We start from the raw sequence: 21,810 nt of genomic DNA on the forward strand, positions 1-21,810 counted from the left end.
GTTATATTAATTTGATGGAAACACACCGACTAAAGCTATAATAAAGTTTACCGAAGTATAAGGGCTTCTATGATTTAACAATTGACCTCCACCAGTATTACCTATCATACCAGAATTCATAGTTGTGGTTGCACCACTAGTGGCATATTCTGGATCTAAAGTTTTTGTCTGAGCAGGATAATTGTTTGCTGGTAGAGAGCTAGTCCCATCTGCGGGTGCCGCATTAACTGTATGGGAATGTGTTGGCATATTATTTATGCCTAACGTAAAACTAGTAGCGCCTCCTTTTTCTCCAAGATTAACATTCGGAAGCCCTGGACCATTACCAGCATGTACCGGTGCTCGGCCTCTTAAATCTGGCAAGGCAAATGTGGTTTCCCCATCTCCGCCATAGGTTGTTCCTAATATTGAAAATAAAGCTTGATATTGGGCAATAGGAAGCAATTGACCGTCACATAAAGCCCAGCCACTAGGAGCAAAATTACCTGCAAACATTCTCATTTCACCTATAAAAGGTTCTTGTGCATTAGATAAATTGACTGAGCATAAAGCAAAAGCCAATATTAAAAGAGTAATGATTTTTTTCATGATTATTTGATTTGATTAATAGCTGATTATAAAGTTAAACAAAAAAAGCACTCCTTTTTCGTGGAGTGCTTTTTAATAATATCTAAAATATATTAAAGTCTTTTATTTCAAAGTCTTTTTAACTTCAACTTCTTGGAAGGCTTCTATAACATCGCCTTCTTTAATATCATTGTAATTTTTGACTTGCATACCGCAATCGTAACCTTTAGACACCTCTTTTACATCGTCCTTGAATCGTTTTAGTGATTCTAGTTCTCCTGTGAAAATTACAACACCATCACGTATTAAACGGATACCAGAGTTTCTGAAAATCTTACCATTGGTAACCATACATCCTGCAATAGTTCCGATTTTAGAAATCTTGAACGTTTCACGGATTTCAGCAGTACCAGTAATCTCTTCTTTAAGTTCTGGGGATAACATACCTTCCATTGCATCTTTAAGATCATTAATAGCATCGTAGATAATAGAATATGTACGGATATCGATTTCTTCTTTATCTGCAATTTGACGTGCATTACCCATTGGTCGCACATTAAATCCAATAATAATTGCATCCGAAGCTGTTGCTAATAAAACATCACTTTCTGTAATGGCTCCAACACCTTTATGAATGATATTTACTTGAATCTCTTCTGTAGATAGCTTCTGGAAAGAGTCTGTTAATGCTTCAACAGAACCATCCACATCACCTTTAAGGATAATATTAAGTTCTTGGAAATCTCCAAGCGCTATACGTCTACCGATTTCATCAAGAGTAATATGACGTTGTGTTCTTACAGATTGCTCACGTTGTAATTGTGTACGCTTAGTTGCAATTTGCTTAGCTTCACGCTCGTCTTCAAATACATTAAATTTATCGCCTGCTTGTGGGGCACCATCTAAACCTAATATTGAAACTGGTGTTGACGGACCTGCTTCAGCAACATCATTTCCACGTTCATCTTGCATGGCTTTTACCTTACCTGAATTTTTTCCAGCTAAAACATAATCTCCAATTTTCAAGGTCCCCGCTTGTACTAATATTGTAGATACATAGCCACGTCCTTTGTCTAGAAACGCTTCAACCACTGTACCTTGTGCTGCTTTATCAGGATTCGCTTTAAGTTCTAATAACTCAGCTTCAAGCAATACTTTTTCTAATAATTCTTTAACACCAGTTCCCACTTTAGCAGAGATATCATGAGATTGAATTTTTCCACCCCAATCTTCAACTAAAAGGTTCATTTGCGCTAATCCTTCTTTTACTTTTTCAGGATTTGCATCTGGCTTATCTATTTTATTAATCGCAAAAACAATTGGTACTCCAGCTGCTTGAGCATGAGAAATTGCTTCTTTTGTTTGCGGCATAATATCATCATCCGCTGCTGCAACAATAATAGCTATATCTGTAACTTGAGCACCACGAGCACGCATGGCTGTAAAGGCTTCGTGACCTGGTGTATCCAGAAACGCAATTTTTTGTCCGTTTTCTAGCTGAACACCATATGCTCCAATATGCTGTGTGATTCCACCTGATTCTCCAGCAATTACATTTTCTTTACGTATGTAATCTAATAAAGAGGTTTTACCGTGATCTACGTGACCCATTACTGTTACAATTGGAGCACGATCTACCAAATCTTCAGGTTTATCTTCAATCTCTTCGAAAGATTCTTCGATATCTGCTGTAATAAACTCTACAGAATAACCAAATTCTTCTGCAACGATAGACAAGGTCTCAGCATCTAAACGCTGATTCATAGTTACCATCATTCCTAAAGACATACATGCAGAAATTACTTGAGTTACACCAACATCCATCATAGTAGCAACTTCACTTACGGTAACAAACTCTGTTACTTTAAGGATTTTGCTTTCTGCTGCTGCTAGCTCTTCATTAATTTCTGTTTGCTCTCTATGCTGGTCTCTTTTATCTCTACGATATTTAGCACCTTTACCCTTACTGCTCTTCCCTTGAAGCTTTTCAAGAGTTTCACGAATTTGTTTTTTTACATCCTCTTCACTAGGCTCTTCCTTAACAACTTTCGGTCGATTATTACCTCTACCTTTAAAATTGCCTCTTCTGTTATCGTTATTATTTGATTTACCTGGATCACCTGGCTTACTTATTCTACGTCTTTTACGTTTGTTAGCATCACCAGCCTTAGGTTTGTTGTTATCTTCTTTTTTCTTTTTAGGCTTATTAAATTGGGCTAAATCAATTTTTTTACCTGTAATATTAGGACCGCTAAGCTTCTTATACTGTGTCTTAATCTTTTCATCTACTGGCTCAGAAGTAGATGAAGATTCTTCCTTAGTATCTTCGGTTTTGGTTTCAACTGCTTTTGGCTCCTCTTTCTTTGGAGCTTCTTCAGTTTTTTTAGCAGCAGGCTTTTCCTTTTTTGCAGAAGCTTCTTTTTTAGGTGCTTCAGCTTTTGGTTCCTCTTTCTTTGGAGCTTCTTCAGCTTTTGGCTTATCACCATCCAAATCTATTTTACCAACTTGCTTAGGCCCAGAAAGCTCAGCTTTTGCTTTAAGTACAGTTTCTTTTTCTGCGTCTTCTTTTACCTTTTCTTCGAGTTCACGCTCGCGTTTTTCTCTAAGCGCTTCTTTTTCTTTCAGCTTTGCTTCGCTTACTTCCTGCGCTTTTTCACGTTTAGTCGCATCAGTCTGAAATTCATCAGCCAATGTATCATAAACATCTTGAGAAATTTTTGTATTAGGGCTTTTCTCTATCTCTATGCCTTTAGATTCTAAGAAATCTACAGCACGATCAAGGGAGATATTTAATTCCCTAAGTACTTTATTTATTCTAATTTGAGCCATATATGCTTTTATATAATCCTAAATATATAGTTTACCAATTGATTTGCAAAAATTGGATTTTTTAGTCTTCGAATTCTTCTTTTAGAATTCTAATAACATCTGTAATTGTTTCTTCTTCTAAATCTATACGCTTCACAAGGTCATTTACATCCTGCTCTAAAATACTTTTTGCAGTATCTAAACCAGCCTTGCTAAACTCTTGAATAATCCATTCTTCGATTTCATCAGAGAATTCACTTAATTCTACATCTTCTTCAGCACCTTCTCTAAATACATCAATCTCATAACCTGTTAACTTACCAGCTAATCTAATATTATGACCTCCACGACCAATAGCTTTAGACACTTCTTCTGGCTTTAACAATACTTCAGCACGCATGTTTTCTTCATCTAGCTTAAGAGATGTCACTCTTGCTGGACTCAACGCACGTGTTATAAATAATTGAATGTTATTGGTGTAATTGATAACATCGATATTTTCGTTTCCTAACTCACGAACTATACCATGAATTCTAGAACCTTTCATACCAACGCAAGCTCCTACTGGATCAATCCTATCATCATATGAATCCACAGCTACTTTTGCTTTTTCACCAGGAATACGAACAACATTCTTAACTGTAATTAGACCATCAAAAACTTCTGGTATTTCTTGTTCAAATAATTTTTCAAGGAACAATGGTGATGTTCTTGACATAATTATTGCTGGTTTACTTCCTTTAAGTTCGACACTTTCGATTACACCTCTTACGTTTTCGCCTTTACGGAAAAAGTCTGAAGGTATTTGCTTGTCTTTTGGTAAAATAATTTCATTACCATCATCATCTAATAAAATGATAGCTCTATGACGAATATGGTGAACCTCAGCAGCATAAATCTCTCCTTCAAGTTCTTTAAATTGCTTATAAATATTTGTGTTATCGTGCTCGTGAATTTTAGAAATTAAGTTTTGTTTTAATGCTAAAATCGAACGTCTTCCTAATTCAAAAAGCTTTACTTCTTCCGCTACATCTTCACCTACCTCAAAATCTGGTTCAATTTTTTGAGCTTCAGACAATTCGATTTCTTGATTTTCATCTTCTACTTCTCCATCTGCAACAACAATTCTGTTTCTCCAAATCTCTAAATCTCCTTTATCTGGATTTATAATGATATCAAAGTTATCATCATCTCCATATTTCTTTTTCAATGCATTACGTAATACATCTTCTAGAATCGCCATTAGCGTAACTCTATCTATTAATTTATCATCTTTAAAATCTGAAAATGATTCAATTAACGCTAAATTTTCCATATTAACAGGACTTAAAATTTTATTTTAACTTTTGCTTCTTTTATATCTTCTAAAGCAATCATAGCCTCTTTGGTTACAGTTACTTTTCCTTTTCCTATTGGTTTTGGCTCTCGAGCTTTCCATGTTAACTGAATGGAATTCTCATTGGCTTCTACCAATTGACCTTCAATATTCTTATTATCATTGGTCTTAACTTCTAGATTACGACCAATATTTTTCTTGTACTGTCTTGGTATTGTTAATGGCGATGTTGCTCCAGCTGAAAGCACTTCTAAAGAAAAATCTTCTTCTTCTCTATCTAAGTTATGTTCTATGGCACGACTGATAAACATACAATCTTCCACTAACACACCATTATCGCCATCGATAACTACTTTAATAGCATTATCTGCTCCTACCGTCATACTTATTAAAAACAAATCTTGACGCTCGTCAAGTCCACTTTGTAATAATTCTTCTACCTTATTTTTTAACATACAGCTATAAAAAGAGGGGACTTTTCGTCCCCTCATTATCTTCATTTCCTTAAACAGTGGTGCAAATATACGATATATATCGAATTTTGCAAGGTGTTTAAGTTCTAAAATTCTGAACTTACCTAGGTTATACGCTAGGTTTTATTCAGTTAGAGATGAAAAACAAAAAATCCTAACTCAATTTGAATTAGGATTTAAATTTATGTTGGCCTACTAGGGCTCGAACCTAGACTCTTCTGGACCAAAACCAGACGTGTTGCCAGTTACACCATAGGCCATCATCTCAAAATGAGGATGCAAATTTATAACAAAGTTTGAGTTGGACAAAAAAAAGAAGGAAAAATAATTTAAAATACTTAACGTTTGCTTAAAAACATTCGGCTGTGTTGTAATTATTAGTAAATTCGCCAGCATCAAAAGCATTAATTTTTATGACCAATTTCAACTTTAAAAAGTGGAACACAATTTTAGGATGGTTTGTGTTTGCTGTAGCAGCAATCACTTATGCCTTAACTATTGAACCAACAGTTAGTTTTTGGGATGCCGGCGAATACATTTTAACCTCTTCTAAATTACAAGTAGGTCATCCTCCAGGAGCTCCTTTGTTTCAAATGCTTGGTGCATTTTTCTCCATGTTTGCTTTAGAACCATCTCAAATTGGTGCTTTATTAAATATGATGAGTGCTGTATCAAGTGCTTTTACTATACTTTTTATGTTTTGGACAGTTACTATTCTGCTTCGTAAAATGGTAAAATATGATGTTAAAAAAGATGCGACAAGTAAAGGGATGGCTATTCTAGGTAGTGCCTTGGTCGGCAGTTTGGCTTTTACTTTTACTGATTCTTTTTGGTTTAATGCTGTTGAAACAGAAGTTTACGCTATGGCAACACTAATTATGTCCGTTATGTTTTACTTGGCATTACGTTGGGAAGAAGACATGCACAAGCCTAGAGGAAATCGATGGCTGATTCTTATTGCTTTTGTAATTGGTTTGTCTTTTGGGGTTCACTTCATGGGGTTATTAACCATTCCTGCTATTGGTCTTATTTATTATTTTAAAAATTACGGAGAAGAATTGCCAAAAGATTTTCTGTTGATTGTTCCTTTTCTTGTTGCCATAGTTTTAGCAATACTATTTTGTGTAGTATTGATTTTAAATTACGATATAGGCAAAAGCTCTAGGCTAATACTTCTTGCTTTAATAGCACTAATTAGCTTACCATATATTATATACTTTCAATTTCAAAAAAACCGTTCTTTTAAAGGGTTCTTGAAAAAAACTCAACGCTTTGCATACGCCAACATTATATCTGCTGCAATACTGTTATTCATCTTTAAACTTCTATTACCTAATGCGCTTCGCTTTTTTGGTTGGATGGAAGTTTTTATTGTCAATAACTTTGGATTACCATTTCACTCAGGAACAATAATCGCAGGCTTAATCGTTATCGCCGCATTCTATTTTGTACTTAAGTATACGCGACAAAAAGGATTTATTCATGCCAATACTCTAGTACTATGTTTGCTATTTATATTCATAGGCTTTTCGTCGTGGATGATGCTTCCTATTCGTGCTAATGCTCATGTTATCATTAACGAAAATGACCCATCTGATGCAAGAGAATTATTAGCTTACTATAACTTAGAACAATATCCAGAAACCCACTTATTCTATGGTCCTCAGTTTACAGAGTTATATTCTGGTCAAGATGCAGATGAGCCTTTTGTAGACGACAAAAAGAATTACGAAAAAGATTATGAGACTGGCAAATATGTTATCATAAACGATTGGGAGAATGCTAAACAAAATTATAACTCTGAGCATGCAATGCCTTTACCGCGTATGTGGAGTACCGAGCATGCTGAAAACTATATGATGTTTACAGGCTTAATTGATTTTAAAGTTAAGCCAACATTAGGTGCAGACATATACGAAAGCTATCTCAATGGCGGCTATCCAGAAGAAGAAGCTAGTGCAAGGGCCAGCTATCAAATGCAGGCAATTAATAAAATGGTAAACGATTTTAAACGCGCAGTAGCTGAAGGCAAAGTTGATTATGAAGACTACCATAACTTTCTAAAAGAAAATGCTCAATCGTATTTTGAAGTTGAAAAACCTTCATTTTTAGATAACACGATGTACATGTTTCAATACCAGTTTGGGTATATGTATTGGCGTTATTTTATGTGGAATTTTACCGGACGCCAAAATGATATTCAAGGAAAATATGATGACTTTAATGGTAATTGGATTTCAGGTATTGACTTTATAGATAAATTACACATTGGCATGTCTCAAGAAAACTTACCAAGTGATGTTAAGAATAATAAAGGAAGAAACACATATTACTTCCTTCCATTAATATTAGGGTTAATTGGGTTTTTCTTTTTGTTGAATGTCGACAAAAAACGCTTTTGGGTGCTTTTAGTTTTCTTTTTACTCACAGGTTTAGCCATTCAATTTTACACAAATATTAGACCTTTTGAGCCCCGTGAAAGAGATTATTCTGTTGTAGGTTCATTTTATGTTTTTGCCATTTGGATAGGCTTCGGCGTTTACGCACTTTATGATTTACTAACCAAAAAAGCCAAAAAGAGCTTTGTACCAGTAGCTGCAATTACATTAGCTTGCTTAATAGCTGTTCCTGGAGTTTTAGCCGCTAACAATTGGGATGACCATGACCGTTCTGGTAAGTATACTGCGAACTCTATGGCACGAAAGTATTTAGAATCATGTGCTCCAAATGCTATACTATTTACGATAGGTGATAACGATTCTTTCCCGCTTTGGTATCTTCAAGAAATCGAAGGTGTACGTACAGATGTACGTGTTGTAAATACAAGTTTATTCCAAACCGCTTGGTACATTGACCAAATGAAACGTAAAGCGTATTCCAGTGAGCCAATTCCTTCTCAATTAACGCACAAGCAATATAGAGATGGCACAAGAGACTATACGTTTTACAGAGAAATCAATGATAAAATTGCAAAAGACACTTTAGACATTAAAGACTTTATGGATTTTATTTCTAGTGATAAGAAAACTACAAAATTAAAACATCGTGTAGCTGCAGAAGGCGAAGACCCTAATGGTTATCCTAGTTATTTTATAAACTCCAATTACTATCCTACCCGAAATATTAGAGTACCTGTTAATAAAGAAACCGTACTTAAAAATGGCATAGTAAAACCAAAAGATGCTGATAAAATAGAGCCATACTTAGACGTAAAAATCTCTGGAAGTGCCATTTACAAAAACCGATTATTAATGTTAGATATTATTGCTAACAATAATTGGGAGCGCCCAATCTATTTTAGTGGTGGCGCATTTGCAGATGAAGATTATATCTGGATGAAAGACTATTTACAACTTGATGGCTTATGCTACAAGCTTGTACCAATAAAAACACCTGTTGACAAAGCTAATCCTTTTGATATGGGACGTGTTGACCCAGACTTAATGTACGACCTAGTGAAGTCTTGGGATTGGGGCGGAAGTGGCGAAGACATATATCATGATGTCGAAACTCGTAAAAACGGGATTACTTATCGTGGTAATATGGCACGTCTTATAGAAACTCTATTAGATGAGAAAAAATTAGATAAAGCTGAAGAAATGGCTGACTTAGCCATGGAAAAAATGCCTGTAGACACTTTTGGTTTCTATACCTTATTAGAGCCTTATATTTCAACTTATTTTGAGGTTGGTGCTGATGAAAAGGCCAAGAAATTATATCTCGATGTTGCCGCTAAGTATCAAGAAAATCTTGTGTATTATAGTGGGCAAGACTTAAAGGTGCAGGCAGATATAATAGATGAAATTTTTACCGATATTCAAAAATACCGTTCTTTAGTTGATGCACTTGTTGCTTATGGCGATAGAGATTTTGCCTTAGAGCAGACTAGAAAGTTCAATGAATATTTAGAATTATTTAATCCTTTAATGGGTGAAGAAGCTCCTTCTGAAGAACCAGAAGTTGATTTAGAAGAACTTTTTAGAGATGGTAATAATGATACTACAACTAAAACAATCCCAGCTGAAGTAGATAGCACTAACTAGATGAAACAACCACTATTACTTTTATCCATAGTATAAAATAATAAAGTTGTTCTATGTGACAATTTAAAAACAATAAATAGCATCACATGAAACTCATTCCTGCAAAAACGCCAGGTTTTGTAAAGTCTTTATTCCCCAATTTTATTTGGAACATTGACACCAAAAAGAATGAATTATATCTCACGTTTGATGATGGTCCAACACCAGAAATTACACTTTGGGTTTTAGAACAACTTAAAGCCTATGGTGCAAAAGCGACGTTCTTTTGTATAGGAAGTAATGTTGAAAAGCATCCTGAAATTATTAAAGCTATATTAACTGATGGGCATTCCATGGGGAACCATACTTATAATCATTTAAAAGGTTGGAAACATAAAACAAAAGACTATTTGACTGATGTTGAATTAGCTCAAAAAGCTATTGATAAAATATCGTCATCAGACAGAAAATTGTTCCGTCCACCATATGGGAAGTTTAAGACCAAACAAGCCAAGGAACTTCAAAAATTAGGTTACAACATTGTCATGTGGGATGTCTTGTCTTTTGATTGGGATGCTTCAGTATCTGAAGAAGAATGTTTCAACAACATCCTTAATTCTGCAAAAGAGGGCAGCATTATTGTATTACATGATAGTGTAAAAGCTGAGCGAAATTTAAAAGCGGTATTACCTAAGGTTTTAGAATTTTATAGTGAAAAAGGTTATAAGTTTAAATCACTAAGCTAAACATACTCCTGAATAATCCCAATCAACGTATTGGCATCTTGCTCACCGCTGTGGCGCCATTTCATTTCGCCATTTTTGTAGATAATAAGTGTAGGTAAACCTTTTACTCGCAGGGCTTCAGCAAGTTCTTGGTTTTTATCGACATCGATTTTAATCACCTTAGCTTTATCACCAAGAGCTGCAGCAACATCTCTAAGTACAGGATGCATTGCGGTAGACTGCTCATTCCATTCTGTGAAGAAATCTAGTAGCACAGGTTTGTCTACATCTATAAGTTCTCCAAATTTTGACATATTAGTTAAGGTTTTAGTCAAATCAACACCTCAAACTTAAGCATTTTTTTTATACTATACTTTAAATAAGCGCACGTATTACTTTCAGTTTGATGCTATTATAAATATACAATTTAGTTTACAAACAAACTAAATGCTAAGTATTGGCTTTTTTGCTGCCTTTTTTAAGCTCAATTACTGTGATTTCTGGCCAAATACCCACACGTCCAGGAAATGCCAAATAGCCAAATCCTCTATTAACGTTTATGTATTGTCCTAGCTCTTCATAAATACCTGCCCAACGCTTGTAACGCCACTTTACAGGGCTCCATTTAAACCAACCTGGAATCTCAATACCAAATTGCATACCATGTGTATGTCCACTAAGTGTTATATGATAATGGTAATCGTCATTAACAACCTCAGCATCCCAATGACTTGGGTCGTGACTTAGTAAAACTTTAAAATCGTCTTTGTCAACTGCAGATTTTGCTTTTTGTAAATCTCCTGCTTTTTTAAAACCACCTTTACCCCAATTCTCAACACCAACTATAGCAATACGTTGCCCATCTTTTTCTATAAATCGATTTTCATTTAATAACAAATCAAAACCAATATCTTTCTGAAGCGTTTTTAAATCTTCAAGATTTTGCTTTTTAGCATCCTCAGAACTCCAGCGCACATAATCGCCATAATCATGATTTCCAAGAACCGAATACATGCCATCTTTTGCTTTCAACTTATTAAAAACAGGAACATAAGGCTCTAATTCTGTGGCTTTATTATTTACCATATCCCCTGTAAATAATATGACATCACTTTGTTGTTCATTGATTAAATCTACAGCATATTTTACCTTATCAATATTATCAAAACTTCCAGAATGAATATCACTAATTTGAGTCAGCTTATAACCATCAAAAGCCTCAGGTAAGTCCTCAAAATGGAGTACATATTTTAAAACTTTAAAGTTGTATTTACCTTTATAAATTCCGTATAAAATAGACACAAATGGTACTGCGGCCAACCCTAATGCAATCTGACTTATAAACTTTCTGCGTGCCGGAAAATGTCTAGTTACATCGCCACTATCTTGAGTGAAATAGCTATAAACTGCTTGAGGTACTCTAAAAATATCTTCGCCAAACATAATAAGTAGTAAGACTGTTTTTGGAACAATCATAGCTATTAAAAGTCCTACAGCATAAGAATTGCTATGAGAAAATCCATCACTACGACTAAAGCTATAAAACTGATATACAAAATTTCCTAAAACTGCTAAAGTAAAAATCCAATACAATGCATACCACCAATTACTTTTTGTAATAGTCCTTAGAGATTGAAATGCATAATAGTCTGCAACTCCAATAATTAGTAAAAATATAAACCAACGAATCATACCTGAATTTTAAAAAACCAAAATTACGAAGACCAAAACTGAGTTATCTTATGAAACTGTTAAAGCTTTTTAGATTTAAATCTTCAAGCTTATCAGCTTCAGTCTTAAAATGAATTGAATATGTTTTATTAGGCAACATATTGAAAAAATTATCTGAAAAATGACCTTTCATATCAGCATATAAAAACACATCTTTTTGAAACGTCTCACTAGATAATTCAATATTAAAACCATCTTCTACCTTTATAATTTCTGTATTAATATCGGCTTGATTTAGCTGTAAATCTTTAGCCTTTACAAAAAAGAAAAATGAAGTTTTGTCTTTAAACGTATAAACTAAAACCGCACTATCTTTTTTGAAATTAATGGCTTCTAAATTTTGCTCAATTATAAGCTGACTAACATTAGCCTCAACTATTCTTGTCTGGGTGTTTTCCCAAATAACATTGCCTTTAAAGTCCATAAGTTTCATGTGTATCCGTCCAGCGACTTTATCGAGCTTATCATTAACAATCCAAGTTTTTAAGGTGTCATTTTCTATTTTTGATGAGATTAATACATCCTCAAAACTACGCTTAGCTTTGTAATGAAGCGCCTTCCAATTACCAAAATAATCAATGCTTGACCACGATACAGATGGCCAACAATCGTTCAATTGCCAATACAATGTGCCCATATTGTATGGCTTTGCACGACGCTGAGCTTCGATACCTTTTGTGATGCCATAAGCTTGTAATAATTGGCTCATATATACGTAATTTTCAGCACTGTTCGGAACAGGAAAATCACGTCTCATATATTCATCGATTAATTGAAAACCTCTTGAATGTTTCTGATGGTTTTTAAAACCTTCTGATGAAATCTCTATACTGTCATTTTGATTAATGTATCTAATCGTTTCATAAGTCGGTAAAGACTGAAAGCCAAACTCACTCATAAAGCGAGGTACGTTTTCCTCAAGATGCTCAAATGGATAGGCATCATGCCAAATCCACCAATCATGTGCATCACCATCATATTTATACTTTGGATTTCCACGTCCGTATTTTGGTGATGATTCCCAATAATCTGTATCTGTATATTTTGAAACCGTTTCTGGTAAAATTGAATCAAAAACTTTTAGATAATTGTTCCAAATCTCTTCTTTTTCTGTTTCACTTCTTCCTGCTTGCCAACCCCATCGATGCCACCCTTCTGAGTTTTCATTATTACCGCACCATAATGCGATGGAGGCATGATTACGGAGTCGTTTTACATTATCTACAGCCTCTTGTTTTACATTTTTCAAGAAGTCATCATCACCAGGATACATCGCACAAGCAAACATAAAATCTTGCCACACGAGAATACCTTTTTCATTGCACAAATCATAAAATATGTCGTTCTCGTAAATACCTCCACCCCAAACTCTGAGCATATTCATATTAGCCTCTACAACGTTATCCAATAACTTTTCGTAATGTGCATCTGTGACTTTGTTTTGCAAACTATTTTGAGGAATATAATTAGCACCTTTTGCATAAATAGATTGACCGTTAACTTTAAAATAAAAGCTCTCACCAATACTATCTTTTTCAGTAATTAGTTCTATATCTCTGATGCCGTATTTTGTAGAAACGCTATCAAGAATTTTTTCACCGTCTTTAACAATAACTTTAATGTCATATAAATAGGGTTCGCCGAGATTGTGTGGCCACCATAGTTTTGGGTTTTTGATTTTGAATGGAATTTCAGGTTTTTCAGGACTTAAAGGACTCATTTCTCCATTGATGTATAATTCATATTTAATAGAATTCTTTAAAAATATTCTATCATCAATCTCAACTGTTAAATTAGCTATTGAATCCGTTATTTGATTTTGAATAAAATTAATATTATCAATCTTATAATCATTCCAAGAAACCAATTTAATCGGTCGCCAAATTCCGCTTGTATTTAATTTTGGTCCCCAATCCCAACCGTATTGAAATTGAGCTTTTCGGGTAAAAATGCGTTCACCTTCGGGCAATTCGTAATCTAGTTTTTCTTTTTTGATGGTTTCCTGCTTTGAAGTACTTTCAAAAAGGATTCGCAACTCGTTTTCAGCTTTTAAATTCGGTTTTACATTAACATCAAAACCTCGGAAAGCATTGTTTGTTTTCAGAATTAAACTATCATTTAAATAAACAAAAGCGTAAGTGTCTAAGCCTTCAAAACTGAGTTCTAAATGCTTTTTTTCTAATGTTTCTTTATCAACTGAAAACATGGTTTTGTATTCCCAATCCGTATCGGAAACCCATTGTACCTTTTTTTCGTTATCTCCAACAAATGAATCTTCAATTAACTGATGGTCTAGCAAATCTGAAAATATATTCCCAGGTACTGTGACTGATTTCCATACGGTATCTGTTACTTTTTTGAATCGCCAATTATTATGCAATTCCATAGTTACTGGGACATCATGCTTGGGTTGACAACTAAATACTATGAGTATTAAAAATAATAGACTATATCGCATCTAAAATGGCTTTAATTGTACTGACATCAGAAACGGTTTGTTGCATAGCAAACACGGAGTCGGCTTGGTCTATTTTTACAGAAGCAGAAGCATGAATCTCTTTTAATCCAACTTCTTTAAATTTTGAAGCATTTTCTGGTGAAATACCCCCACCAGCTAATATGTTAATTCTGCCATTAGTAACTTTATTTAATTGCTCAAGTATATCTAGACCTTCTTCTGCTGATTTTTCCTGTCCAGATGTTAATACACGTTCTACACCCAAATCGATTAATTGTTCTAAAGCTTCAGCTGGATTTACAACCTCATCAAAAGCACGATGGAATGTAAATGGCAGTGGTTTTGACAACTCAACTAATTCTTGTGTTCTCTCTATATCGATGGTTCTATCAGAATTTAAAACGCCAGAAACGATACCATGACAATCCAAATTTTTACAGATTTGGATGTCTTTTTTCATCACTTCAAACTCATCATCTGAATACACGAAATTTCCACTTCGTGGCCTGATTAAAACAAAAACTGATAGCGATAATTCATCTAAAACTTTTCTTATTAAACCATATGACGGAGTAATACCTCCAATAGATAATTCTTGACAAAGCTCTATCCGATGCGCTCCTGCATCTTGTGCATTTTTAGCTGATTGGTATGAGTTGGCACAGACTTCTAAAATCATACTAGTTTACTATAATTTCGTCAATAAATGTCCATGCTTTATTGCCAGCGCCTTGCTTGCCTTCTGGGATTGTGCCGTAGTTTTTAATAACTATTTCTATCTCAGTAATAAACGTTGCTTCCATGTTGTAAGAATGATTTACAATTAAATCACTATTATTTTTTATGAGATTAATGTCATTAATTGTTCTTCCATCTTCTTTGAGTTTAAAACTAAATCCAATTTGTTCAGGTGCATAAATCCACTGTCCGTTCCCATTATGAAATCGAGTTAAAATTGAGTTTACTTCCTTGGGTGTTTCAAAAGTTATAGTAATAATAATATCCTCACCCCAAAAGCCCAACCATTCTTTATCTCCATAACGAGTATCACTACCACTAATGCCATTAATTAAACCTTCTGCACCGCTACCAGAATAAGCCTTGTGTGGCTTTTTGTCTATCATGATTTTTGCACCAACAGCTTTATGATAATTGATGTTTTGCGTAAAAGTTTTTCCCAATTGCTTTTCAGAATTAAATACAGCAGCCTTAATCATAATACTTTTTGAAATTGGAATTTGAGATGTATAAATTTCTGAGTTTAAAGTTGGTTCACTCCCATCAATTGTATAACGTATGTCTTTTCCATCGGTTAAGGTTTTAAGCATGTAAAATGATTTTTCACCATCTGAAATCATTTTGCCTTGAATTTCATACAAATGATTTGCATAATTAATATCAAGTAGATCTAATCGTTTGTGAAAGCTTTCTACGCGTGATACAAAATCTTTATAGTTTTTATTTTCTGAAGTTGACCAAACGACTTCACTCATGGCAAGCATTCTTGGAAAAGCCATATACTCTACTTGTTCCTCAATGGGCATGTATTCTGTCCAAACATTGCCTTGAGCTCCCAAAACATATTTAGCTTCTTTAGCATTTAATTCTTCAGGAATTGGATCAAAGCCATACACCTTTTCTAAAGGTAAATAACCGCCTATTGCCGTTGGTTCATCTTCATTATCGGATTGGTAATAATCAAAATAACAATGTGATGTTGGTGTCATTATCACATTATGACCTGATTTTGCGGCTCCAACTGCTCCATTTGTACCTCGCCAAGACATTACCGTAGCATTTGGAGCTAAACCTCCTTCTAAAATTTCGTCCCAACCAATGATTTGTCGCCCTTTAGAATTGAGATATTTTTCCATTCGAGTAATGAAATAATTCTGAAGTTCGTGCTCATCCTTCAAACCTTCAGATTTAATTCTATCTTGACAATCTTTACACGTTTTCCAACGTGTTTTAGGGGCTTCATCTCCGCCAATATGGATGTACTTACTTGGGAATAATTCTAAAACCTCATCCAAAACGTCTTCCAAAAAATTAAAAGTTTCATCTTTTGTACAATAAATATCTTCAAAAACGCCCCATTTAGTAGCAACCTCAACTTTTTCTCCTGAGCATCCTAACTCAGGGTAAGCCGCAATCACAGCTTGACTGTGCCCAGGCATTTCAATTTCAGGAATTACAGTGACCATTCGAGCTTTCGCATATGCAACAATGTCTTTTATTTGATCTTGTGTATAAACACCACCATACTTTTTACTATCAAATTGATGTGGTTGGTCACTATAATGCCCAATTAATGTCTCGTTTCTATAGGCTGAAACAGTATTTAACTCTGGGTACTTTTTAATCTCAACACGCCAACCCTGATCATCGGTTAAGTGCCAATGAAACGTATTCATCTTTAGCATTGCCATAGCATCGATATACTTTTTTATAAAATCTACCGAAAACATATGTCTAGACACATCCAGATGCATACCGCGATACGAAAATTGAGGTTCGTCTTCAATTTCAAGAGCTTTTATATTTAATCCCTTAGATTTGAAGTTCTTTGAAACAAATTCTGGTGGTAAAAGCTGAATTAAACTTTGAATAGCATAAAAAGTACCTTTTGCAGATCTTGCCTTTACAGTAATTTCTTGGGGTGTTATTTTCAACTTATACGCTTCAGAATTTGAAATTGAGGCATCAAAAACAAATCTTATAGTATTTGATTTCCCAGTATTTAATCCAAAAATAGATTCCGAAATACTTTCCCAATACCTAATTGCTGGCTCTAGCTCTGTATCGTAAACAAAATGTGTATCTGAACTTAAGAGAAATTTCCCTTCAGTAATCTCTTGACTTTGGGGCGCCGGAATAATTTGGGGGTTTATAATTTGAAATTCCTCTTTTTTACAATTAAAAAAAGTAATCAGTAAAAATAAAATAAGTACGTTTTTCTTGAAATGCATTTTAGTATCTTAGGTGCTTTAAAATTAGTAATCTTTTGATGAATCCTAAATTTATTTCAGCTTTCATTGGCATTCTTTTACTTTTTGGATGTCAAAATGAGAATTCAGTTACAACTGCAAAAAAAGACAAACCTCTAATTAATTACGTAAACACTTTTATCGGTACTGGAGGTCATGGTCATACTTATCCTGGCGCAACGCTACCTTACGGTATGATGCAATTGAGTCCTGACACACGTCTCGAAGGTTGGGATGGTTGCTCAGGCTATCATTATACAGATGAGTATATCTACGGCTTTTCGCATACACATTTAAGTGGCACAGGAATTAGTGATTATGGTGATGTACTTTTAATGCCAACTAATACCATTGAATTTAATAATGGTGCTGATGGAAAAGCAGGTTATCGTGCACATTTTTCTCACGATAATGAAGATGCAGAACCTGGATATTACAAAGTTCATTTAGATTCTACTGATATTGATGTGGAACTTACAGTTTCTAATCGAAGTGGTATTCATAAATATGAATTTCCTTCAGCAGAAAACCAATACATGGTCCTCGATTTAGCACATCGTGATAAGTTATTAAACTATAAAATTGAGAAAATCGACGATAAAACCATTCAGGGTTTACGTCACTCAGAAGCCTGGGCAAAAGATCAGCGTTTGTTTTATTACATAACTTTCTCGCATCCGATGGAACGTATTGTTTATGATGATAACGAAGGCAATCCAATAACCAAAAATTACAAGTTTAGTAGTAAGAAAGCTGTCATTAAGTTCGATAATCCAAACAACGAAACTGTTTACATTAAAGTCGGAATTTCAGCCGTTGATATTGAAGGCGCAAAGAAAAATATGACTGCGGAAATCGGAGACAAAGATTTTGAATCTATCAAGAAAAGTGGACAAGACTATTGGGAATCTCAACTTGAAAAAATTGTCATAGAAACCGATGACACTAATAATAAAACCAATTTTTACTCGGCATTGTATCACACCATGCTTGCGCCACAACGCTATCAAGATGTTGATGGGCGCTACCGCGGCATGGATTTAAAAATTCATGAAGCAGATTTCGATTATTATTCAGTATTCTCACTTTGGGATACTTATCGTGCAGCACATCCACTTTATACAATTATAGAACAAGACCGCACCAATCACTTTATCAATACGTTTTTAGCTAAATATGACGAAGGTGGTATTATGCCTATGTGGGATTTAGCGGCTAATTATACTGATTGTATGATTGGTTATCATGCCGTGCCAGTTGTTGCTGATGCGTACCTCAAAGGGATTCGTGGTTACGATACTGAAAAAGCTTTTGAAGCTATGAAACATTCAGCTACTCGTGATAAATTTGGCTTAGAAGCATACAAAAGATACGGTTTCATTCCTGTTGATGAAGAAAGCGAATCTGTGTCAAAAACCTTAGAATATGCTTATGATGATTGGACCATTGCACAAATGGCAAAAGACATGGGTAAAACCGAAGATTATAAAACTTACATTCAACGTGCTCAGTATTACAAAAATGTGTTTGATCCAGAATCCAAATTTATGCGCGGGCGTTTTAGAAACACATGGTTTGCGCCTTTTGACCCATACGAAGTCAATTTTAACTACACCGAAGCCAACTCTTGGCAATACAGTTTCTATGTGCCACAGGATGTTTCAGGCTTTATTGACTTATTAGGAGGAAAAGACCAGCTAGAAGCACAGTTAGATGAATTATTTTCTGCAAACACGGAATTTTCTGGACGTCACCAATCTGATATTACTGGCCTAATTGGGCAATATGCTCATGGCAATGAGCCAAGCCATCATATGGCATATCTCTATAATTTTGTAAACAAACCATATAAAACACAAGAGAAAGTCTATCAGATTTTAACGGAGCTTTACAACAATGACCCAGATGGGGTTTCAGGAAATGAAGATTGTGGGCAAATGAGTGCTTGGTACGTATTAAGTTCTATGGGCTTTTATTCGGTAACTCCGGGAAGTAATGAATATGTCATTGGAACGCCATTATTTGATAAAGCAACTATTAATCTTGAAAATGGAAAGCAATTCAATATAGTAGCAAATAATATGAGTGATACCAATATCTATATAGAAAGTGCAAAGTTAAATGGAAAAACACTAGAGAAAACATTCATTAACCATTCAGATATTGTTGAAGGCGGAACCCTAGAATTAACAATGACAGACAAACCTTCGACTTGGGGAACTGATGAAGGCAATGAGCCAAAAACTGAAATTAAAGATCATATTATTTTGCCTTCACCATATATTGAAAAAGGAGACATCACCTTTAGAGGTGAAACCGAAGTAGTTTTAAATACTTCTGAAAAAGATGCAAAAATCTTCTATGCGTTGAATGATGAAGCGTTTCAGGTTTATGAAAAGCCATTCAAACTTACAACCGATATAAAGGTGAAATTATATTCTGAAAAAGGCGAATTAAAAAGTCCTATTTTAGAAACACCATTCTTTAAGATTGATCCAAACCTGAGTATCACATTAGAAGCTGAATTTGCTAATCAGTATTCTGCTGGAGGAAACGATGCTTTAATAGATGGTATCAGAAGCACAAAAAATTACAGAACCGGAAGTTGGCAAGGGTATCATGACCAAGATTTGATTGCAATAGTAGACTTAGGCTCAGTAAAGCCTATAAATACTATAACTTCAAATTATTTAAGAGACCAAGGTGCTTGGATTTTTCATCCAACCGAAGTAGAATATTTAGTATCAAAAGACGGAAAAACATTCACTTCAATTGGTAAGAAAACATTAGAAACCAAACCAAAGAATTACAATATTGCTATTGAAACTGTAGAGATGAAAATTCCGAAATCTAATTACAGGTACGTTAAAGTCATCGCTAAAAAATTAGGTGCTTTACCTGAGTGGCATATTGGCCATCCTATGGATGGTCGCAGCTGGATTTTTGTTGATGAGATTTCGGTGAAATAAAAAACTAACTAACAATTAAAATAAATTATGAGTAACCAACAAACTAACAAATCGGCATTAACGACCTTGGTGACTGTGTTCTTTTTCTGGGGCTTTATTGCAGCTTCAAATGGCGTTTTTATTCCATTTTGTAAAACCTATTTTAATATAGATCAGTTTCAATCACAATTGGTAGATTTCGCGTTTTATGGAGCCTACTACGTGGGAGCTTTGTTGCTTTTTATTCTTTCGAGCTCTATTAAGAAAGACATTGTCAATTCTTGGGGTTACAAAAAAGTAATTGTCTACGGATTACTCCTTTCTGCAATTGGTGCTTTTATTATGTATCCCGCAACTGCAGGTGCAGAACAAGGACAAACAGCAGTATTCTATTTTGTACTAATAGCGCTTTTTATTGTTGGTTTAGGCTTCTCTTTACAACAAACAGGAGCTAATCCTTTTGCAATTGCATTAGGAGCTCCAGAGACTGGTTCTCATCGTTTAAATCTTGCTGGAGGTATTAACTCTTTCGGAACAACAATAGGACCAATTGTTGTGGCTCTAGTACTTTTTGGAACAGCATCCGTAAGTCCAGAAGAATTAGTTCGAATGATTAAGAACAATGAAATTACATTAACAACAGTACAGTTACTGTATATCGGTGTAGGCGTATTGTTTTTAATTGCAGCGGCACTTTTTCATTTTTCAAAAAAATTACCTGCTTTAAAGTCTGATACCGATTTTGAACCTGCAAACAAAGCAAGAAATTTATTGGTGACTTTAACTTTAATCATCGTTGCATGTTTCGGCTATATTTTTAGCACTTATGCAGGAGACGCTGAAGCCACAAAGCAGGTAGAGAACACAAGACTTATCTTATTGTTTGTCGCATTAGCGGCAGTAATTGCTTCCGTTTTTATTGCTAACACTAGTGCTTCTAAAAATCCTATTGGTTGGGGCGCGATGAAGTATCCGCAATTGGTTTTAGGGATGCTCGCTATCTTTACATATGTTGGTGTTGAGGTTACTATTCAGTCTAACTTAGGTGAACTCCTAAAAACAGCTGCAGATAGTGTAAGTAATCTTAATCCACTAGGTTTACCTGTCCTGAATGATGCAGAAATTGGAAAATATATCTCTATGTACTGGGGTGGTTTAATGATTGGACGATGGGTTGGTGCGATTACCGTATTTAGTCCAAGCAAAGGACTTAAAAAAGTACTACTGATTATTGTACCATACATTGCTTTTGGTGTTATTATTTTAGCAAATTCGGCAAGTTCTTTAGTATCTTCTGGGGAGCTTAATTTTACAACTAACGAAATGTTATTCTTTGCTATTTGTGTTGCGGTTCAAATTTTTGGATTCTTCCTAGCGAAAGACAAGCCTGTTGCTACGTTGAAAATATTTAGCTTGTTAGGGGTTTTAGGAATGTTAATAGGTTTATTTACGACCGGAAATTTAGCATTATTCGCATTTTTATCTGGTGGTTTATTCTGTTCTATTATGTGGCCATGTATATTTACGTTAAGTATTGCTGGTCTTGGAAAATATACATCTCAAGGTTCGGCTTTCTTAATCATGATGATTTTAGGTGGCGCAATCATTCCACCATTACAAGGAAAATTAGCAGACATATTCAGTATACAATCTTCGTATTGGATTGCTGTATTTTGTTTTGTTTACCTTTTGTTTTATGCCTACAGAACAAAAACAGTTTTGGACAAGCAAGGCGTAACTTATTAATAAATCTAG

13 protein-coding genes and 1 tRNA gene are annotated in these 21,810 nt (G+C 34.7%); 4 read left to right on the plus strand and 10 right to left on the minus strand.

The features are described 5' to 3' along the window. Positions 1-6 precede the first annotated feature (6 nt). From Q0770_RS02675 to Q0770_RS02695, 5 genes are all read right to left on the minus strand, one after another. Positions 7-588, minus strand: a complete 582-nt coding sequence (locus tag Q0770_RS02675; protein ID WP_299113730.1) for a phage tail protein — start codon at positions 586-588, stop codon at positions 7-9. Between the two features lie 102 nt (positions 589-690). Beyond that, positions 691-3,396: a translation initiation factor IF-2 gene (infB, locus tag Q0770_RS02680; protein WP_299113732.1), complete on the minus strand. Its 2,706-nt coding sequence runs from the start codon at positions 3,394-3,396 to the stop codon at positions 691-693. A 61-nt stretch (positions 3,397-3,457) separates the two neighbouring features. Continuing rightward, positions 3,458-4,690: a transcription termination factor NusA gene (nusA, locus tag Q0770_RS02685; protein WP_299113734.1), complete on the minus strand. Its 1,233-nt coding sequence runs from the start codon at positions 4,688-4,690 to the stop codon at positions 3,458-3,460. 11 nt (positions 4,691-4,701) lie between these two features. Next, complete coding sequence (rimP, locus tag Q0770_RS02690) at positions 4,702-5,166, minus strand: ribosome assembly cofactor RimP (RefSeq protein ID WP_299113736.1); 465 nt, start codon at positions 5,164-5,166, stop codon at positions 4,702-4,704. Positions 5,167-5,371: 205 nt separating this feature from the next. Next, positions 5,372-5,444 (minus strand) — tRNA-Gln (locus Q0770_RS02695). A 153-nt stretch (positions 5,445-5,597) separates the two neighbouring features. Between Q0770_RS02695 and Q0770_RS02700 the strand changes: the two genes are divergently transcribed. Both Q0770_RS02700 and Q0770_RS02705 read left to right on the plus strand, forming a co-directional pair. Beyond that, entirely contained in the window at positions 5,598-9,227 is a 3,630-nt protein-coding gene (locus Q0770_RS02700; protein WP_299113738.1) for a DUF2723 domain-containing protein, read from the plus strand. Between the two features lie 86 nt (positions 9,228-9,313). Beyond that, positions 9,314-9,952 (plus strand): polysaccharide deacetylase family protein, encoded by a 639-nt coding sequence (locus Q0770_RS02705; protein WP_299113740.1) that lies wholly within the window; start codon positions 9,314-9,316, stop codon positions 9,950-9,952. Here the strand turns inward: Q0770_RS02705 and Q0770_RS02710 are convergent. From Q0770_RS02710 to Q0770_RS02730, 5 genes are all read right to left on the minus strand, one after another. Then, the gene (locus tag Q0770_RS02710) at positions 9,949-10,245 is read right to left on the minus strand and encodes a co-chaperone YbbN (RefSeq protein WP_188373452.1); all 297 of its coding nucleotides are present in this window, start codon (positions 10,243-10,245) and stop codon (positions 9,949-9,951) included. The two genes, Q0770_RS02705 and Q0770_RS02710, sit on opposite strands and share 4 nt — an antisense overlap. A gap of 136 nt (positions 10,246-10,381) precedes the next feature. Beyond that, positions 10,382-11,623 (minus strand): metallophosphoesterase, encoded by a 1,242-nt coding sequence (locus tag Q0770_RS02715; protein WP_299113741.1) that lies wholly within the window; start codon positions 11,621-11,623, stop codon positions 10,382-10,384. A 43-nt stretch (positions 11,624-11,666) separates the two neighbouring features. After that, positions 11,667-14,120 (minus strand): glycoside hydrolase family 2 protein, encoded by a 2,454-nt coding sequence (locus Q0770_RS02720; RefSeq protein WP_299113742.1) that lies wholly within the window; start codon positions 14,118-14,120, stop codon positions 11,667-11,669. Then, positions 14,110-14,799, minus strand: coding sequence for a copper homeostasis protein CutC (locus tag Q0770_RS02725; RefSeq protein WP_299113744.1), 690 nt, complete (start codon positions 14,797-14,799; stop codon positions 14,110-14,112). The genes Q0770_RS02720 and Q0770_RS02725 overlap by 11 nt, the downstream gene beginning before the upstream one ends. Position 14,800: 1 nt before the next feature. Continuing rightward, positions 14,801-17,089, minus strand: coding sequence for a beta-N-acetylhexosaminidase (locus tag Q0770_RS02730; protein ID WP_299113746.1), 2,289 nt, complete (start codon positions 17,087-17,089; stop codon positions 14,801-14,803). A 38-nt stretch (positions 17,090-17,127) separates the two neighbouring features. Here Q0770_RS02730 and Q0770_RS02735 point away from each other — a divergent pair, with 38 nt between their 5' ends. After that, positions 17,128-20,076: a GH92 family glycosyl hydrolase gene (locus Q0770_RS02735; protein WP_299113748.1), complete on the plus strand. Its 2,949-nt coding sequence runs from the start codon at positions 17,128-17,130 to the stop codon at positions 20,074-20,076. A gap of 27 nt (positions 20,077-20,103) precedes the next feature. Further along, complete coding sequence (locus Q0770_RS02740) at positions 20,104-21,801, plus strand: MFS transporter (protein WP_299113750.1); 1,698 nt, start codon at positions 20,104-20,106, stop codon at positions 21,799-21,801. The last annotated feature ends 9 nt before the right edge of the window (positions 21,802-21,810 follow it).

It is taken from the genome of uncultured Winogradskyella sp., from assembly GCF_947501905.1.
In the GTDB taxonomy this organism is placed as follows: Bacteria; Bacteroidota; Bacteroidia; order Flavobacteriales; family Flavobacteriaceae; genus Winogradskyella.